Origin of the sequence: Nesiotobacter zosterae (assembly GCF_033843645.1) — a bacterium.
In the GTDB taxonomy this organism is placed as follows: domain Bacteria; phylum Pseudomonadota; class Alphaproteobacteria; order Rhizobiales; family Stappiaceae; genus Pseudovibrio; species Pseudovibrio zosterae.
Genome location: NZ_JAWXVZ010000004.1, coordinates 382,933 through 399,952 on the forward strand (window position 1 = coordinate 382,933; position 17,020 = coordinate 399,952).

15 protein-coding genes and 2 tRNA genes are annotated in these 17,020 nt (G+C 56.3%); 10 read left to right on the forward strand and 7 right to left on the reverse strand.

Features of this window, described 5'->3' with window-relative positions; genetic code table 11:
* Positions 1–31 precede the first annotated feature (31 nt).
* From Q3Y58_RS08190 to paaG, 5 genes are all read right to left on the reverse strand, one after another.
* Positions 32–628 (reverse strand): TetR/AcrR family transcriptional regulator, encoded by a 597-nt coding sequence (locus Q3Y58_RS08190; RefSeq protein WP_319621866.1) that lies wholly within the window; start codon positions 626–628, stop codon positions 32–34.
* A gap of 35 nt (positions 629–663) precedes the next feature.
* Positions 664–1,974, reverse strand: a complete 1,311-nt coding sequence (gene paaK / locus Q3Y58_RS08195) for a phenylacetate--CoA ligase PaaK (protein ID WP_319621867.1) — start codon at positions 1,972–1,974, stop codon at positions 664–666.
* 79 nt (positions 1,975–2,053) lie between these two features.
* The gene (pcaF, locus tag Q3Y58_RS08200; RefSeq protein ID WP_319621868.1) at positions 2,054–3,259 is read right to left on the reverse strand and encodes a 3-oxoadipyl-CoA thiolase; all 1,206 of its coding nucleotides are present in this window, start codon (positions 3,257–3,259) and stop codon (positions 2,054–2,056) included.
* A complete protein-coding gene (gene paaI / locus Q3Y58_RS08205) occupies positions 3,256–3,726 on the reverse strand; it encodes a hydroxyphenylacetyl-CoA thioesterase PaaI (protein WP_319621869.1) in 471 nt (156 codons plus the stop codon). The genes pcaF and paaI overlap by 4 nt, the downstream gene beginning before the upstream one ends.
* A gap of 1 nt (position 3,727) precedes the next feature.
* Positions 3,728–4,522, reverse strand: a complete 795-nt coding sequence (gene paaG, locus Q3Y58_RS08210) for a 2-(1,2-epoxy-1,2-dihydrophenyl)acetyl-CoA isomerase PaaG (RefSeq protein ID WP_319621870.1) — start codon at positions 4,520–4,522, stop codon at positions 3,728–3,730.
* Between the two features lie 212 nt (positions 4,523–4,734).
* Between paaG and paaN the strand changes: the two genes are divergently transcribed.
* From paaN to Q3Y58_RS08245, 7 genes are all read left to right on the forward strand, one after another.
* Entirely contained in the window at positions 4,735–6,399 is a 1,665-nt protein-coding gene (gene paaN / locus Q3Y58_RS08215; protein ID WP_319621871.1) for a phenylacetic acid degradation protein PaaN, read from the forward strand.
* A 77-nt stretch (positions 6,400–6,476) separates the two neighbouring features.
* Positions 6,477–7,631: an ABC transporter substrate-binding protein gene (locus Q3Y58_RS08220; protein WP_413697799.1), complete on the forward strand. Its 1,155-nt coding sequence runs from the start codon at positions 6,477–6,479 to the stop codon at positions 7,629–7,631.
* A gap of 93 nt (positions 7,632–7,724) precedes the next feature.
* Positions 7,725–8,603 (forward strand): branched-chain amino acid ABC transporter permease, encoded by an 879-nt coding sequence (locus tag Q3Y58_RS08225; protein ID WP_319621872.1) that lies wholly within the window; start codon positions 7,725–7,727, stop codon positions 8,601–8,603.
* Positions 8,600–9,568 carry a branched-chain amino acid ABC transporter permease gene (locus Q3Y58_RS08230; RefSeq protein WP_319621873.1) on the forward strand — a complete coding sequence of 323 codons (969 nt, stop codon included), beginning with the start codon at positions 8,600–8,602 and terminating at the stop codon, positions 9,566–9,568. Before Q3Y58_RS08225 ends, Q3Y58_RS08230 begins: the two co-directional genes overlap by 4 nt.
* On the forward strand, positions 9,565–10,353 hold the full coding sequence (locus Q3Y58_RS08235; protein ID WP_319621874.1) for an ABC transporter ATP-binding protein: 789 nt from the start codon (positions 9,565–9,567) through the stop codon (positions 10,351–10,353). The genes Q3Y58_RS08230 and Q3Y58_RS08235 overlap by 4 nt, the downstream gene beginning before the upstream one ends.
* Complete coding sequence (locus Q3Y58_RS08240; protein ID WP_319621876.1) at positions 10,340–11,041, forward strand: ABC transporter ATP-binding protein; 702 nt, start codon at positions 10,340–10,342, stop codon at positions 11,039–11,041. Before Q3Y58_RS08235 ends, Q3Y58_RS08240 begins: the two co-directional genes overlap by 14 nt.
* A gap of 16 nt (positions 11,042–11,057) precedes the next feature.
* Positions 11,058–13,118, forward strand: coding sequence for an FAD-dependent oxidoreductase (locus Q3Y58_RS08245; RefSeq protein ID WP_319621877.1), 2,061 nt, complete (start codon positions 11,058–11,060; stop codon positions 13,116–13,118).
* 123 nt (positions 13,119–13,241) lie between these two features.
* On the opposite strand, the gene Q3Y58_RS08250 is transcribed toward Q3Y58_RS08245, so the two are convergent.
* Positions 13,242–13,316, reverse strand: a tRNA-Gln gene (locus tag Q3Y58_RS08250).
* A gap of 256 nt (positions 13,317–13,572) precedes the next feature.
* Here Q3Y58_RS08250 and Q3Y58_RS08255 point away from each other — a divergent pair.
* Positions 13,573–13,649, forward strand: a tRNA-Pro gene (locus tag Q3Y58_RS08255).
* Positions 13,650–13,692: 43 nt separating this feature from the next.
* Here Q3Y58_RS08255 and Q3Y58_RS08260 read toward each other — a convergent pair.
* Complete coding sequence (locus tag Q3Y58_RS08260; protein ID WP_319621878.1) at positions 13,693–14,811, reverse strand: glycosyltransferase; 1,119 nt, start codon at positions 14,809–14,811, stop codon at positions 13,693–13,695.
* A gap of 267 nt (positions 14,812–15,078) precedes the next feature.
* Here Q3Y58_RS08260 and purU point away from each other — a divergent pair, with 267 nt between their 5' ends.
* The gene (gene purU, locus Q3Y58_RS08265) at positions 15,079–15,936 is read left to right on the forward strand and encodes a formyltetrahydrofolate deformylase (protein WP_274218903.1); all 858 of its coding nucleotides are present in this window, start codon (positions 15,079–15,081) and stop codon (positions 15,934–15,936) included.
* A gap of 8 nt (positions 15,937–15,944) precedes the next feature.
* Entirely contained in the window at positions 15,945–16,856 is a 912-nt protein-coding gene (gene folD / locus Q3Y58_RS08270; RefSeq protein WP_319621879.1) for a bifunctional methylenetetrahydrofolate dehydrogenase/methenyltetrahydrofolate cyclohydrolase FolD, read from the forward strand.
* Positions 16,857–17,020: the final 164 nt, after the last annotated feature.

Here is a 17,020-nt window from a genome sequence, read left to right on the forward strand (position 1 = left end):
CGGCTCAAATCATGGATTCGTTTGGAGCAGCCTAGAGGGAACGTGCACCTGCAACAATAATCTGCGTAACAATTACAGCGTAGTCTTCACGACTTACAGGACCATTCGGCCGGAACCACATGTAGTGCCAGTTCAACATTCCGAACAGCGACATGGTCACAGGCTTCAACAGCACGTCATCTGCATCGGCAAACCGCGGATTGATCCCGCGAATGGCATCGGCAAACACCACTACAAGACGTCGCTCAAGCGCCTTGATGCTCTCCTGTTCCTCCGGACCAAGAAACTTCAGTGCATTGAGCTGCACCTTGTGCTCGTTGTCGGCATCCTGATAGCCGAGCAGCAAAGCAATGCAGAGTCCCTTGAGGCGCTCCTCTGCGCCAGCCGTCGGCGCATCTGCCTCCTCAACGCGCTCGCACAAGTCTTCAAGGTGCCCTCTGATCACATCGTAAAGGAGGGCATCCTTGTTCTTGTAGTAGTGGTAGAGCAAGGCCTTGGACATCCCGCAAGCCGCAGCGAGTGAAGACATTGATGATCGGTCATAACCTTCTGCAGCAAACATGCTCGCAGCGGTAGTCAGGATCAATTCACGCTTCTGGTCGTAGTCAACCGCTTTGGTACGGGCCACTGGCTTCCATCCTTTTTCTGGAGATTGGCGACTTGCTAGCCGGTCAGGCGTTTATCGTCAACACGTTTGGCCTTTCCTACCGACCGTTCCATTGCACCTGGATCAAGCACCCTCACCTTCACAGAGATGCCGATCACGCTCTTCACATGGTGCCCAAGCTCCCGCACGCTTTGTTCGCGCGCCTCAGCTCCCGCAGAGTCAGGAAGCGCTTCGCAGAAGACGATCATCGTGTCCATTCGCCCATCACGTACCAGTTCAATGCGGTAGTGCGGAGAAAGCCCGGAGCACTTTAGAACCTGCTCTTCAATCTGCGTTGGGAACACGTTCACCCCCCGCACAATCATCATGTCGTCAGAACGCCCGGTCACTTTCTCCATACGGCGCATGGAGCGAGCTGTACCAGGCAGCAAGCGCGTCAGGTCACGCGTACGATAGCGAATGATCGGAAATGCTTCTTTGGTGAGGGAGGTAAACACAAGCTCACCTTTTTCTCCGTCTGGCAGCACTTGACCCGTCTCAGGGTCAATCACCTCGGGATAGAAATGGTCCTCCCAAATATGAAGACCGTCTTTAGTCTCGACACATTCGTTTGCGACCCCCGGCCCCATAACCTCAGAGAGACCGTAGATGTCGACAGCGTGCATGTCGAACGCATCCTCGATCTCCTTCCGCATGGCATTTGTCCATGGCTCGGCCCCAAAGATGCCTACCTTCATTGAGCTTTCACGGGGGTCTATACCGGCATGCCGAAACTCATCCAGAATGGAAAGCATGTAGGACGGTGTTACCATGATGATGTCAGGACGGAAGTCCTGCATCAAGGTTACCTGACGCTCTGTCATCCCCCCGGAAACCGGCACAACGGTGCAGCCCAGCGCCTCAGCTCCATAATGTGCTCCAAGCCCGCCCGTGAACAGTCCATACCCGTAGGCCACATGCACCATGTCCCCAGCACGCCCACCGGAAGCGCGAATTGAACGCGCCACAACGGATGCCCAGGTATCAATGTCCTTTCGAGTATATCCGACCACGGTTGGCCTGCCCGTCGTGCCAGAAGAGGCATGCACGCGTGCCAATTTTTCTTTTGGCACGGAGAACATCCCGAATGGGTAGTTCTCACGAAGGTCCGACTTCACCGTGAACGGGAACTTTGCAAGATCAGAGAGCTGCAGCAAATCCTCCGGATGCACACCCGCATCGTTAAAAGACTTCCGATAAAATGGCGAGTTGTTATAGGCATGCGCCAGAGACCATTTCAGACGCTCCAGTTGAACGGACGCAATTTCATCACGGGATGCGGTTTCTATCGGCTCCAGATCACCTGGCCTTGGGGACAGGTCTAACATCGTGTTTCCTCCTCATCACGGCCCGGCGGCATCCTTGCCCTCCCATGCCAGGCACTGTTTTCTTTGTTCTTGAAACCGTTCAGACGCGCTCAAGCATCAAGGCAATGCCCTGCCCTACGCCAATGCACATGGTGCACAGCGCTCGGCGCGCACCGCGCAGGTGCATCTCTGTAGCTGCAGTCAGAGCCAGTCGCGCACCAGACATGCCAAGCGGATGGCCCAACGCAATGGCACCACCATTTGGGTTCACGTGTTCCGCATCGTCTGGCAAGCCAAGGCGCCTCAGCGTCGCCAAAGCCTGAGCGGCAAAAGCTTCATTCAACTCAATCAGGTCTACATCTGAAATGGAACGCCCGAGGCGCGTGAGCAGCTTTTCAGTAGCCGGGGCTGGGCCTATACCCATGATACGAGGTTCAACACCGGCAGTTGCCAACCCGGAAATCCGCGCCAAGGGCTTCAAGCCATAACGCTCCACCGCCGCCTCAGATGCCACGATCACCGCCGCCGCGCCATCGTTTACCCCAGAAGCATTGCCCGCTGTAACAGAGCCACCCATACGAAACGGCGTTGGTAGCGAAGCAAGTTTCTCAATCGTTGTTTCTCTTGGGTGCTCATCCCTATCAACAACGATGGGCGCTCCTTTGCGTTGAGGAATTTCTATCGCTGTGATTTCCTGCCTCAAGCGTCCGGACGCCTGAGCTGCCGAAGCGCGCTGCTGGCTTCTAAAAGCGAACGCGTCCTGATCTGCACGGCTGATGTTAAAATCCTCGGCGACGTTCTCAGCAGTCTCCGGCATGGAGTCGATGCCATATTGGGTCTGCATGAGCTTGTTCACGAACCGCCACCCAATGGTGGTGTCATACACTTCGTTTGCGCGAGAATAGGCGGTTTCAGCTTTCGGCATAACAAAGGGCGCACGAGACATGCTCTCCACCCCACCGGCCAGCATGACGTCAGCTTCACCCGCCTTGATAGAGCGCGCTGCCAACCCAATTGCGTCCATACCAGATCCGCAAAGGCGATTAATCGTTGTACCGGGAACAGAGATCGGCAACCCGGCAAGTAATGCCCCCATGCGGGCGACATTTCTGTTGTCCTCGCCCGCCTGATTGGCACACCCCATAATGACGTCTTCGACGGCTTCACCCGGGAGGCCGGAAGCCTTCTCCATCACAGCGCGTATCACACGGGCCAGCATGTCATCAGGGCGAATAGGCGCCAATGCGCCCCCATATCTGCCAATCGCGGTGCGAGTGCCTTCGCATATGTATGCGTGAATGGTCATGCCTCTGGTCCCTCTGGTAAATGTGTGCCGCGCACTTGCCTCGAATGACCGCGAAACTCCGCAATCAAACTGCCGTCCTCTTTGGTAACCCGGATGTCGTAGATGCCATTGCGGCCAAAACGGGTCACTTCCTCGGCCGTGGCGACCAGCATGTCGCCTTCAAATGCAGGGGCGACAAAAGTAATCGAGCAATGTTGCGCAACAACGCGGGGGTTGTAGCTGTTGCAGGCGAAGGCGAAGGCACTGTCCGCAAGCGCGAAAATGAACCCACCATGGGCAGTAGCATGCCCATTGCACATCGCTTTGGTCACTTGCATGGAGATCCGCGCATGCCCGGCGGCCACATGCTCCAGTGACATACCCAACTGCTGCGACGCTTCATCATCCGCCCACATGGACTGGGCACAAGCGCCAGCCAGTTCGTCAGGCGTCATGTCGCTCGGCCGTTTACCTAACTCAGCGGACATGTCATTCCCTCCCGGAAAAGTTCGGGGCGCGCTTTTGCAAGAAGGCGCTCACACCCTCAGCGTAATCCGCGGATCGCCCCAGTCGGCGCTGGTAGTCGCGCTCCAAATCAAGCTGTTCATCCAGCGAGTTGGTCGCCGCCGCCTGCACCGCCATTTTGGTCATGGCCAATCCAAGCGTTGGCCCAACCGCAAAACTTTCCACCATGGCGAGGGCCTCATCCATCAGGTTCTCATCCTCAACAGCACGCCAGATGAGCCCCCACTGCTCTGCGGTCTCCGCCATCAACGGCGCCCCAGTCAGCATCAGAGCCTTTGACCGAGCCTCTCCAATGAGCTGTGTCATTGTCCAGGTCCCGCCGGAATCAGGCACAAGACCGATTTTTGAGAACGCTTGGATAAAGCGGGCGGATTTCGCTGCCAGAACCACATCGCACGCAAGAGCAATGTTTGCGCCGGCACCGGCTGCGACGCCATTTACGGCGCACACGACAGGTTTTTGAAGCGAACGGATCAGCCGAATGAGAGGATTGTAGAAGGTCTCCAGCGTCTCTCCCAAATCAACGCCATCCTCCATCTTTGTCGGGTCTCGATCGCCGAGGTCTTGTCCTGCGCAGAAACCGCGACCAGCGCCTGTCAACAAAACCGCTCTGACGGCACCGTCCTCTCCCGCCTCTTTCATGGCGACGAAAAGTGCCCGATGCTGTTCATCGTTGAAGGCGTTCAACTTGTCTGGCCGGTTCAGGGTTATCACCGTGAAACCCTGCTTCTTTTCGACCAGTACCGGTTCCTCTGCCATTGCCTGTCCCTCCCGAGTCTTAATCGCAACACCGCGGAAACACTTAGCTTTCGCTATTCAAATCGTTCGTTTTTTGCAATCAATATAAAATTATCTTGCATAATCCGTCCGGTCGGTCAATCATAACCGAAGAACGTGAGACAAATAATTTTGATCCATCGCTGCTACTCATTGCAATTTTTACGAGCGGTCGGATCGTATGGGAGAGATAGATGAGTGAGTATTTCAAGACCCATCAGGAAACCCTGACCGCCGCCTGTGACGCGCTGCGCAAACGTGACTTCTGGTCGGCCTATCCGGAATCACCGAGCCCTCGCGTTTATGGGGAGACTGCAAAGGACGACGGAGAAGTTGCCTTCAAGGACCTCTTGGGAAAAACCTTTTCAATTGAGGGACATCCGGGCACAGACACAGTTGGCAAAGAGGTGTCCCCCTATGGTCTGGCGTTAGATATCAAGTACCCGTCGGCCACCGTTGACGAGTTGATCCTGGCCTCGAAGGCCGCAGGAAAAGCTTGGCGTAAAGCCACAATCGAAGCGCGAGTTGGCGTCTGCCTTGAAATCCTGCACCGCATCAATCGTCGCTCTTTCGAGATGGCCAATGCAGTGATGCATACAACCGGCCAAGCTTTCATGATGGCGTTTCAAGCGGGAGGCCCGCACGCGCAGGACCGTGGTCTGGAAGCGGTTGCCTACGCCTTCGATGAAATGACGAAGACACCGGGCTCGGCAACTTGGACCAAACCGCAGGGCAAACACGACCCGATTGTCATGGAAAAATCCTTCCGGGTAATACCAAGAGGCATTGCGCTCACCATTGGCTGTGCGACTTTCCCAACCTGGAATGGCTACCCAGGCATCTTTGCCAGCCTTGCAACTGGCAACACGGTCATTGTCAAGCCACATCCGATGGCAATCCTGCCGCTAGCGCTTACAATCAAGATCGGCCGCGAGGTTTTGGCAGAGGCAGGCTTCGACCCGAACGTGCTGCTGCTGGCTGCAGATGAGCCCGGCGCAGAAAAAACCAAGGACTTGGTTACCAACGCGGACATCAACATCATCGACTTCACAGGCTCCAACGCGTTTGGCAAGTGGGTTCGCGACAACGCCCCGGAAAACACGCAGGTCTACACCGAGGAAGCCGGCGTCAACTCCATCGTTGTGTCCTCGACAGATAACTTCAAGGGTATGTGCTCCAACATCGGCTTCTCCCTCTCTCTGTACAGTGGTCAGATGTGCACAGCGCCGCAGGCGATTTGGGTGCCACGAGACGGAATTGAAACGGATCAGGGACACAAGTCCTTTGAGCAGGTAGCTGAAGGCATCAAGATCTCCGTCGACAAGCTGCTGGGCGATCCCGCCCGTGCTGCCGGAATTTGCGGTGCCATTGTTAATCCCGCAACGCTGGAGCGCGTCAAGCAAAGCGAAGGTTTGGGTGAGGTGGTACGTCCATCCACCAGCATAGAGGGTCTTGAAGAGGCGCGCACAGCAACGCCGATGATCCTCAAGGTCGATGCAGCTCACTCTGAGGCCCATCTGGAAGAACGGTTTGGCCCAATCAGCTTCGTTGTTGCGGTCGACGACACCCAAGATGGAATTGAGCGTGCAGCCAATGCTGCAAAGACAAAAGGCGCCATCACCGCCGGCATCTACGCCACCGACGAAAGCGTTCTTGATGAAGCCGCAGACGCGTTTGCCGATGCGGGCGTCGGCTTGTCCTGCAACCTGACAGGTAGCGTTTTCGTCAACCAGAATGCGGCTTTCAGCGACTATCACGTGAGCGGGGCCAATCCTGCGGGGAATGCCTGTCTCACAGATTCCGCATTCGTGGCCAATCGCTTCCGCATCACTGCGGTACGCCGCCACAAGGCTGCCTAACGCAGCAGGAACGACATCACCCCTCGCCGTCTAGGCGAGGGTCCATTGGAATTCATGTTAGTTTTGGGAGGAATGACATGAAACTGAAAGAGGTCTTCAAGACGACCACGCTGGCCGCAGCAACCGCTGCTATGACCACACTCGCAACCCCAGCCTTCGCCGAGATCCTGATCGGCTCAACCCTTGCCATCACCGGACGCGCTTCGTTCTTGGGCGATCCGGAGGCCAAGACACTTGCCATGCTGGTGGACGAGGTAAACGCAGCAGGCGGTGTCAACGGCGAACCAATCAAGCTGATCCAGTATGATGATGGCGGTGACCCCAACAAGGCCCGGACCTTTGCAACTCGGTTGGTAGAAGATGACGAAGTTGTCGCCGTCATTGGCGGCACCACCTCTGGCGCCACCATGGCCATGATCCCGATTTTCGAGGAAAACGAGATCCCATTTATTTCTCTTGCAGGTGCTGTCGCAATTATTGACCCTGTAAAGAAATGGGTTTTCAAGACCCCGCACACAGATCGCATGGCCTGCGAAAAAATCTTTACCGACATGCAGGCCAACGGCATCAGTAAGATTGGCATGATTTCCGGTACCGGCGGCTTTGGCAAGTCCATGCGCGGCCAATGCCTTGATGTTGCAGGTAATTACCAAATCGAAGTGGTAGCCGATGAAACCTATGGCCCGTCAGATTCCGACATGACACCGCAGCTGACGAACATCAAGAACGCAGAAGGCATTCAGGCCGTGGTCAATCCCGGATTTGGTCAAGGCCCGGCCATTGTAACGCGCAACTATCGCCAGCTCGGCATTGACCTGCCGCTCTACCAGTCACACGGTGTCGCATCCAAGAGCTTCATTGAACTGGCGGGCGACGCTGCAGAGGGCGTTCGTCTGCCAGCGGCCGCTCTGCTCGTCGCATCGGATCTCGCAGATGATGATCCACAAAAGCCGGTCGTCACCGGATACATCGAAGCTTATGAAGCCGCGACCGGTGAACCAGTATCCACCTTCGGCGGGCATGCATACGACGCCTTCAAAATGCTTGTTGCCGCAATGGAGACTGCAGGCTCTTCTGATCCTGAAGCGGTCCGGGACGCCTTGGAGAACACCCGTGGCTTCGTTGGCACTGGCGGCGTGGTCAACATGTCCGCAGAAGACCACCTTGGCCTTGATCTTTCCGCATTCAAGATGCTGGAGATCCGCGATGGCAACTGGACCATCGTTGAGTAAATGCGCAAGCAGCGGAGGGTTTCGGCCTTCCGCCGCTCGCTGCGACGCATGAATGCTTCGGTAAATTCAAAACTTTGAAAAGGCTTGGGCGACATGTCCGAATTGCTGCAGTTCGTGTTCTCAGGGCTGACGGTCGGCGCAGTTTATGCGCTCGTCGCTCTCGGCTTCACGATCATCTACAACGCCTCTGAGGTTGTGAACTTCTCACAAGGGGAGTTCGTGATGCTTGGTGGAATGTTGACCGTCTTCATTTTTGAGGCAGGCCTGCCCCTGTGGGGCGCTGCCTTTCTCGCCATCTTCATCACTGCACTCGTTGGAGTTTTCTTGAACAAGCTGGCCATCGAGCCAGCTCGCGGTGCATCCGTCGTTAACTTGATTATCATCACAATCGGCGCATCCATCTTCCTGCGCGGCCTCGCTCAGATCATTTTCGATAAGCAGCTGCACCGCTATCCATCCTTCTCAGGGGATGACCCGCTCCACATTGCGGGCGCAACGCTGCTTCCCCAGAGCATCTGGGTCATGTTTGGTGCCGCCTTTGTTTTTGCGGGCCTCTATGCCTTCTTCACAAGAACCCTCACCGGCAAAGCCATCCTTGCAACGGCCAACAACCGCCTCGCCGCGCGTCTGGTGGGCATCAATACCAATTTCATCATGGCACTAAGCTTCGGCCTGTCCGCTGCAGTTGGGGCTACAGCGGGGGTTCTTGTCACCCCGATCACGCTCACCAGCTACGACATCGGCGTTATGCTGGCTTTGAAAGGTTTCGCGGCTGCCATGCTCGGCGGCATGGGCAATCCCTTCGGAGCGCTGGTCGGAGGCTTGCTCATTGGCCTCATTGAGGCAACGACAGCCGGGTACCTGACCTCAGAGTACAAGGACGCAGCTGCCTTTATTGTGATCCTGCTAACCTTATTCGTCATGCCGCAAGGCCTGTTCGGTGCAAAATCCATGGAGCGGGTGGAAACATGACAGCCTATCTGCCACCGCGGGTGCGTGCACTCATCATTCTGACGATCCTGATCGCACTGGCACCCATGTTGTTCCCCTCATCGTTCTACTATCGGGTGGGCACACTCATCTTCATCAACTCCATCGCTGTCATAGGCCTCGTCATCCTCATCGGTTATGCGGGCCAGATCAGCTTGGGTCACGCCGGGTTTTCAGGAATAGGGGCATATGCCTGCGCCTTGGGGCCAGTCCATTTAGGCCTCCACCCCTTCGCAAGCCTTTTTCTAGGTGCTGTTGTTTCAGCATTGCTTGCGTGGTTTGTCGGCCGCCCCATCTTGCGCCTCAAAGGGCATTATCTGGCAGTCGCGACACTCGGGCTTGGAATGCTCATATCCATGGTCCTGACCAACGAAACTCAACTCACCGGCGGACCTGATGGCATGGCCGTTGAAGGCCTCGGTCTGGCCAAGGCTGTCAGAGAAACGCTCGGTTTCAAGGTAAAGACCTCAGTTGTATGGTACTGGTTCGGAGGGGGGATGCTGCTCATTGGGGCATGGCTCGCCTTGAACCTTTACAACAGCCCTACCGGTCGTGTGCTACGTTCTCTACACGACTCCGAGATTGCCGCCAAAACCGTTGGCGCGGATGTGGCCAGATACAAACTTGTCGCTTTCGTGATCTCGGCAGCATACGCCTCTGTAGCAGGTTCCCTTTTGGCGCTGTTCAATCGGTTCATCACCCCAGATATTGCAAGCTTCCTGCATTCCGTAGAGCTGGTCACCATGACGGTCTTAGGCGGCGCGGGTTCGGTGCTGGGTGGCATCGCCGGGGCAACCTTGCTCACCGCCCTGCCGCAAGTGCTCACCATGTTCCATGAGTACGAGCATGTCATGCTTGGGTTGATCATGATGCTGGTCATGATCTTCATGCGCGACGGCCTGTTGCCCACCCTGCGCAAACTCATGCTCCGGAGGGCAATTCCATGACCCTTTTGAGCGTTAGAGGCCTTGGCATCGATTTTGGCGGCATAACCGCTGTAAACGCGCTCGACTTCGACGTGCAGCCCGGCGAAATCGTCTCCATCATCGGTCCAAATGGCGCAGGCAAGACCACCCTGTTCAACATGATCTCCGGCATCTACCAGCCCAGCCGAGGGCACGTCGTGCTGGAAGGTCGGGACGTCACGGACATGGAGCCGCACAAGCTGGCCGAACGAGGCATGTCGCGCACCTTCCAGAACCTCCAGAGCTTTGATCAGATGACCGCCCTGGAGAACGTTATGGTCGGATGTCACATGTCGGAGCGCAGCCCCATCTGGGCGGATCTTCTGCGCCTACCCTCCAGCAGTCGGCGCAACCGGCAAACACAAGAAAAAGCCATGGCGCTGCTGGAACGCGTTCACTTGGTAAAGGCAGCACACATGGAAGCATCTTCCTTGTCATACGGTGCCCTCAAGCGCATCGACATTGCACGTGCGTTGGCTTGCGACCCGAGAATCTTGTTGCTGGACGAGCCCGCAGCCGGATGTAACGCCGTGGAAACGGAAGAGATCGACGAGCTGATCGCTGAGATAGCCAAGGAAGGTGTCGCGATTTTACTGGTTGAGCACGACATGAAACTGGTGATGAAAATCTCCGACCACGTCATCGCGCTCAACTACGGAGAAAAACTCGCAGAAGGTAAGCCTTCGGAAATCAGCCGTGACCCAAAGGTGGTGGAGGCTTATCTTGGTAGCCACGGAGGAAAGGAGGCCGCTCATGCTCTCGGTTGAAGGCCTTCGTTCCAAGTATGGCCGCATCGAGGTGTTGCACGGCATCACACTCGAGGTTCACTCTGGCGAGATCGTTACCCTTGTCGGAGCCAATGGCGCGGGCAAGACCACGCTGCTCCGGTGTTTGTCCGGCGTGCAACCGGTTTCCCAAGGTACAATTCATTTTCGGGGGGAGAACCTGACGGGCACAGCGCCTCATACCCGCGTTTGTCAGGGCCTGCTGCAATCGCCTGAGGGACGTCAGATATTCACCAATCTGTCGGTTGAAGAAAACCTGCGCCTTGGGGCCTATCGTTACCGCGATGAGCGGGTTGAGAAAGACATGCAGGAAGCCTACGCGTTGTTTCCGATCCTGAAGGAAAAACGCAACTTGCCTGCAGGTGGCCTTTCCGGTGGGCAACAGCAGATGCTTGCCATTGCGCGCGCTTTGATGGGCCGCCCCATTTGTCTGCTTCTGGATGAGCCAAGCCTCGGCCTCGCGCCCATCCTCGTCGATCAGATCCTCGATACTGTAAAAAGCCTCAAGGAAATGGGTGTCACCGTCTTCGTGGTGGAGCAAAACGCCTTTGCCGCCTTGTCCATCGCGGACCGGGGCTACGTGATGGAAACCGGCCAGATCATCATGGCGGCTCCAGCACAGGACCTCCTTGCAGATGACCGTGTTCGCGAGGCGTATCTGGGTGTCTAATTCAATGAAGGAAGCAATGTCTGTAACCGTTGAGATCAAAGACGCAATCGCTGTGGTGCGCGTCAACAACCCACCTGTCAACGCCCTGTCCCATGCTGTCAGACAAGGCCTTCTCGCCGCGGTGCACAAGGTTGAGACAGCAGAAAACGTAAAGGCGGCCCTGCTCATCTGCGAAGGCCGAACGTTCATTGCTGGCGCAGATGTGCGCGAATTCAACAAGCCTGCCCAAGAGCCAAGTTTGCCACAGGTGATTGATGCCATTGAAGCCTGCCCCAAACCCTGGGTCGCTGCCATTCACGGCAGCGCTCTGGGAGGTGGATTTGAAGTGGCTCTTGGCTGCCATTACCGCATCGCGGACCGCAGCGCCAAAGTTGGCCTTCCGGAAGTTACTCTTGGCCTCATTCCAGGCGCTGGAGGCACTGTCCGCCTTCCACGCCTCACCCCCATCTCTACCGCCTTGGAAATGATTACCACTGGAAAACCAGTCGCAGCCGAACAGGCCAAGGCCTTGGGCATTCTAGACGCCCTCATCACGGGCGATCTTCTTGAAACGGCACAGGCTTTCACCCGGGGGATTATCGAACACCCTCGCCCTCTTGCCACTCGAGACCGGACACTGCCGCAGGCCGCGCCGCCCCCTCAGTTCTGGGAAAGCGCATCGGCGGTGCTGACGAAGAAGGCCAAAGGACAAAAGTCACCTCTGGTTGCCTTGGAAGCAGTGAAAAACGCTGTGGAGCTAACTTTTGAAGAGAGCTACGCCAGAGAACGGGAATTGTTTCTGCAACTGCGCACCTCAGATCAGGCCAAAGCCCTGCGTCACGTCTTTTTTGCAGAACGCGCCTCTTCCAAGCTTGAGGGGCTCGCCGACATCCGCCCCCGCCCGGTTGAGAAGGTTGCTATCATTGGCGGCGGCACCATGGGAGCAGGCATTGCCCTTTGCTTCATAAATGCGGGTTTCGAAGTCACGCTGGTAGAAAGAGACCAGCCCAGCCTCGAAGCCGGTGCTGACCGCATAAGAGGCCTCCTTCAGGCAAGTGCAAAACGCGGCCTCATTACTGAAGAAGCTGCCGAAGAAAAAATCAGCAGTCTGCACCAAACCACCGACTACACCGATCTGGCAGAGATAGACCTCGCAATCGAGGCTGTATTTGAAAACATGGCCATCAAGAAACAGGTGTTCCAGGCACTGGACCAAGCATTGAAGCCAAATGCCATTTTGGCGACCAACACCTCCTATCTGGATGTCAACGAAATCGCCCGTACCACGGATCGCCCAAGTGATGTGATCGGCCTGCACTTTTTCAGCCCCGCGCATATCATGAAGCTGCTGGAAATCGTCGAGGCTGCGCCTACCGCCCCAGATGTGCTCGCCACAGGTTTTGCGCTGGCCAAACGTCTGGGCAAAATTGGCATTCGCTCGGGTGTGTGCGACGGGTTCATAGGCAACCGCATTCTGAAGGTCTACCGCAAACATTCCGAACGACTGCTTTTGGAGGGCGCCACACCCCACCAGGTTGACAGCGCCATGCGCGCCTTTGGCCTCGCAATGGGTCCATTCGAAATGCAAGATCTTGCAGGCCTCGATATTGCTGCCGCACAGCGCACCGCTGCCCGGGAGCAGGGACAGGATGTGTTCGCCCCTATCTCAGACCGGCTGTGTGCCCTTGAGCGCTTCGGCCAGAAGCGCAGCAAGGGCTGGTATGTCTATCAAGAGGGGGCACGCGCGCCCATTGAAGATGAGGAGGTCAACGCCCTTATCCGAGAGATCGCAAACGAGTTGGGCACCCCGCAGCAAAGCCGCTCAGAACAGCAAATTCAGCAAGCAATACTGCTGCCCATGATCAATGAGGCTTGCTTTATTCTCGAAGAAGGCATTGCCGCCCGTCCGCTTGACATCGACTTGGTGGAGATCCACGGCTACGGCTTCCCCCGCTGGCGCGGCGGCTTGATGCATTATGCGGATACCATCGGCACCAAAACCATCCTAAAGGCGCTTCAGACCATGGACGGCGTTGAACCAAGCCCTCTGCTTGAACGTCTGGCAACCACCAGCAGGTCCTTCGCCGATCTCGACTAGCACGCCTTACGCCGAACGCCTGACCCATACCGTTTGCGCGGTGTGGGGTAGCCACGACAAAACGCGGCACCTTGCGCCATTGCTAAGGCTTTAAAATTCTTCAGTTTTTTAGGAGGAAAAAGCTGGCTGGGGTGGTAGGATTCGAACCTACGATACACGGTACCAAAAACCGTTGCCTTACCACTTGGCTACACCCCATCGCTGTGTGGCGCTTTGTATAGCCATCTCGTTTTGATTAGGCAAGCTCTGCCATTTCATTCTTTGTGAGAAACTCGCAATTGGTCCACAGCAGAAATACGCATGGCTCATGCCTGCCCTTGCCTGCCTCCACCATCAGAATCTACCGAGCTGCCGCAATCGGTCAGCGGTCTTAGGCAGCTTATCTGTCACTTTCGCGTTCTTGACGCAAAAAAACGTTTTCATACAATGTAGATAGAAATCGAAAGAAAGATGTCGGAGTGTGGCGCAGTCTGGTAGCGCACCTCGTTCGGGACGAGGGGGTCGGAGGTTCGAATCCTCTCACTCCGACCACTTATGCCAACAAAAGGCAACCGGCACCGTATAGTTGCATGACTTAACCGCCTGAACCGCCCCGCGTCACTTGCTTGAGCAGTCCCTCGTAAGCATCAAACACCCGCTCTGCCGAAAACGCCCGAGCTCTGTCCGTCAGGTCTTCGGCAGGCTTGCGGTACTTGCTGAGGTCAACGATTGCCTTTGAAAGCGCGGAAGCATCCCCTTCAGGAAACAAGCGGGCAGCATCCGCGTCCCTGAGCAACTCCTCGTGAACGGGATGGTTTTCCGGTGCCACAACTGGCGTACCCAGCGCCATGGCCCAGGCCAGATTTCGGTCAAACCCATCCCCCGCTCTGGGCAAGACGAACACATTGGCCGCTCTCAGAAACCGCTCTTTATCTGACACTTCGTCATGTACGCCCACAATGTCTTCCAGTGCCAGATTTAAGGCTGCCTGTTTCAAGGCCTCCAGCTCGCCGCCATCGCCCAAAAGATAGCCACGCACTTCCACCGCATAGCGTGCCACCGCCAGTGCTTGCAAGAAGATGTCATAGCCTTGCTTGTGGTGCAGTGGCCCCGTGGCCAAAACCACGGCACTATGTCCAGGCTGGAACCACGGTTCGTCTATGGGGTGCTCTGACCTCTCAAAAATATCAAATGGCACCATTGGATTATGGATAACTCGTACTGCGCCTTCAGTCAGCCAATCGCAGAGCGCCATCAACTCGCTGATCGAGTTGAACACGCACACAATGCAGTCCGCATCCTTGTAGCTATAGGGCACAGCCAGAAGTGCTGTTTCCCGTCGCTCATCCTCGGAAAGGGTCGCATCCATGGAAAAGCCACGGTGTTCCACCGCAACCACAGGCACAGCGGGGCTACTGCGCAACTTGCCAGCAGCTATCGCTGTCGTATTGGCTCTTGCGCCATGGGAGACCACCACATCTGGCCGATCTTGCTCAAACAACCGCACCAAATCGCCCACCGCTACCGAGGCCTTCCCTCTGGAGAAGGCGGTGACATTCACCCGTGCATCCAACGCGGCAGAAGGGTGCAGTGCACCAGTAAGGCTTACCAGCGTCACCTCATGGCCCCGGTCCACCAGAGCTGAACTCAAATCAGCTGCTGTTGCTTCAATCTCGTCCCCTTCGAACGCTTCCACTACCATGCAAATCTTCATGAAGGGGCTCCACTTACCTAAAGTTGCGACCGTGGGAGCATAGGAATCCCTTTAAAACCCAGCAATTCCCGGTCTATGGCGGATAAGATCTAACCATTGTAAAGTTACCAATGGTCAGCCCGGTTCAGGGTCAGCGCAAACAAGCTCTGCCGAATGAAAACAGCGCATTTTTCCTAACTTAACCCAAGATTTCATCTTTCTTTCGCGCAACACAATGCCTATGCTCCCGCCAAAATTTCGAGAAACATCAAGGACCACGTGCTGATCATGAACAGCCAAGCCAACTTTGTGTTGACCCTATCCTGCGGAGATAGGAAGGGGATCGTTGCTGCCGTTGCCAATTGCATCGCCTCTCAAGGCTGCAACATCTGCGAAAGCGCCCAATATGGCGATCCGGAAACATTGCGCTTCTTCATGCGCGTTTCCTTTGCCGCACCGGAGGGCATGACCCGCGAACAGTTTGTCGAAGGGTTCCGCCCGGTCGCAACCGCCTATGATTTCGACTGGGAAGTCCATGATCTTTCTCGCAAGCCGCGCGTTCTCATCATGGTTTCCAAGATGGGTCACTGCCTGAACGATCTGCTCTATCGCAACGGCACCGGCCAGCTGCGTATGGATCTGGTGGGCGTTGCCTCCAACCACGAAACATGGCGTTCCCGCGTAGAGCACGAAAAACTGCCGTTTCACTATTTGCCTGTCACCAAAGACACCAAAAAGGAACAGGAAGCGCAGATCCTGGAGTTGGTGGAGCGCGAGAAAATCGATCTGGTGATCCTTGCACGCTACATGCAGATCTTGTCTGATGATCTTTCGCAGGCACTCGCCGGCAAGGTGATCAACATTCACCACTCCTTCCTGCCAAGCTTCATTGGGGCCCGCCCGTACCACCGTGCTCATGCGCGCGGTGTAAAGATGGTCGGCGCAACCGCCCACTACGTTACCGCGGATCTCGACGAAGGCCCGATCATCGAGCAGGACGTATCCCGCGTTGAGCACGCGCACACCGTGGAAGAACTCATTGCGCAAGGCCGCGACACCGAGAGTCAGGTTCTTGCCCGCGCAGTTAAATACCATCTGGATCACCGCATCCTTCTGAACGGTGACCGCACAGTGATCTTTAAATAGGAGGCTCCATGAGCGACGCGACAATCATCGACGGCAAAGCCACAGCCGCCTCCGTAACCGACGAAATCAGCGCCCGTGCAGCCCGTCTTGTTGAGGCGACCGGCGTCAAGCCAGGCCTAGCGGTCGTGCTGGTCGGCGAAGACCCTGCCAGTCAGGTCTATGTAAAAAGCAAAGGCAAGATGGCGCAAAAGTGCGGCTTCCATTCCGTACAGCACACCCTGCCAGCCGACGCGTCTGAGATCGACATTCTGTCTCTGGTTACCGAGCTTAACAACGACCCGGAAATCCATGGCATTCTGGTACAGTTGCCACTGCCAAAACACGTGGATGAAGGCAAGGTCTTGCAGCTCATCAAACCTGAAAAGGATGTCGACGGCTTCCACCCAGTAAACGTCGGCCTTCTGGGCGCAGGCCAGACTGAAAAAGCGCTTGTACCATGCACTCCGGCAGGTTCCGTACTGCTGGCCAAGCGCGCAGCGGGTGGTAATCTCTCCGGCATGAACGCAGTTGTGGTGGGTCGCTCGAACATCGTCGGCAAGCCGGTGGCACAGCTGCTGCTTCAAGAAAACTGCACTGTAACCATCGCCCATTCCCGAACCAAGGATCTGGAGGGCGTTATTGGTGGTGCAGATCTATTGGTCGCAGCCGTTGGCCGCCCAGAAATGATCAAGGGTGACTGGATCAAGAAAGGCGCCATTGTCATCGACGTCGGCATCAACCGCATCCCTGCCCCTGAGAAGGGAGAGGGCAAAACACGCCTCGTTGGAGATGTGGACTTTGCAAGCGCCAGCAAGGTTGCGGGCAGCATCACGCCGGTACCGGGTGGCGTAGGCCCAATGACCATCGCCATGCTAATGGCCAACACGCTCACAGCAGCGCGCCGCCAGCAAAATCTCCCGGACGAAGCCCCACTGTTCTAAGAGGGGAAGCCATGAACGACATAAGCCCGGATGCAAAATCCGGGCTCAGACTGCTGACAAAGTGATTGAAAGTCCTCGCTTTATGCGGGGACTTTTGATTCAATGGGGTATGTTGAAGAAACCCTCCCCCCAGCAGACCGCTTTTGAGATGGTCAGTCTCGAGA

Bases quoted from the DNA above. Each gene is read 5' to 3' on its own strand.
- Q3Y58_RS08240 (WP_319621876.1), top strand. From the start codon at position 10,340: ATGCTCTCGGTTGAAGGCCTTCGTTCCAAGTATGGCCGCATCGAGGTG.
- Q3Y58_RS08260 (WP_319621878.1), bottom strand. From the start codon at position 14,811: ATGAAGATTTGCATGGTAGTGGAAGCGTTCGAAGGGGACGAGATTGAA.
- paaK (WP_319621867.1), bottom strand. From the start codon at position 1,974: ATGTTAGACCTGTCCCCAAGGCCAGGTGATCTGGAGCCGATAGAAACC.
- purU (WP_274218903.1), top strand. From the start codon at position 15,079: ATGAACAGCCAAGCCAACTTTGTGTTGACCCTATCCTGCGGAGATAGG.
- paaN (WP_319621871.1), top strand. From the start codon at position 4,735: ATGAGTGAGTATTTCAAGACCCATCAGGAAACCCTGACCGCCGCCTGT.
- pcaF (WP_319621868.1), bottom strand. From the start codon at position 3,259: ATGACCATTCACGCATACATATGCGAAGGCACTCGCACCGCGATTGGC.
- Q3Y58_RS08235 (WP_319621874.1), top strand. From the start codon at position 9,565: ATGACCCTTTTGAGCGTTAGAGGCCTTGGCATCGATTTTGGCGGCATA.
- Q3Y58_RS08245 (WP_319621877.1), top strand. From the start codon at position 11,058: ATGTCTGTAACCGTTGAGATCAAAGACGCAATCGCTGTGGTGCGCGTC.
- Q3Y58_RS08220 (WP_413697799.1), top strand. From the start codon at position 6,477: ATGAAACTGAAAGAGGTCTTCAAGACGACCACGCTGGCCGCAGCAACC.
- folD (WP_319621879.1), top strand. From the start codon at position 15,945: ATGAGCGACGCGACAATCATCGACGGCAAAGCCACAGCCGCCTCCGTA.
- Q3Y58_RS08230 (WP_319621873.1), top strand. From the start codon at position 8,600: ATGACAGCCTATCTGCCACCGCGGGTGCGTGCACTCATCATTCTGACG.
- paaI (WP_319621869.1), bottom strand. From the start codon at position 3,726: ATGTCCGCTGAGTTAGGTAAACGGCCGAGCGACATGACGCCTGACGAA.
- paaG (WP_319621870.1), bottom strand. From the start codon at position 4,522: ATGGCAGAGGAACCGGTACTGGTCGAAAAGAAGCAGGGTTTCACGGTG.
- Q3Y58_RS08225 (WP_319621872.1), top strand. From the start codon at position 7,725: ATGTCCGAATTGCTGCAGTTCGTGTTCTCAGGGCTGACGGTCGGCGCA.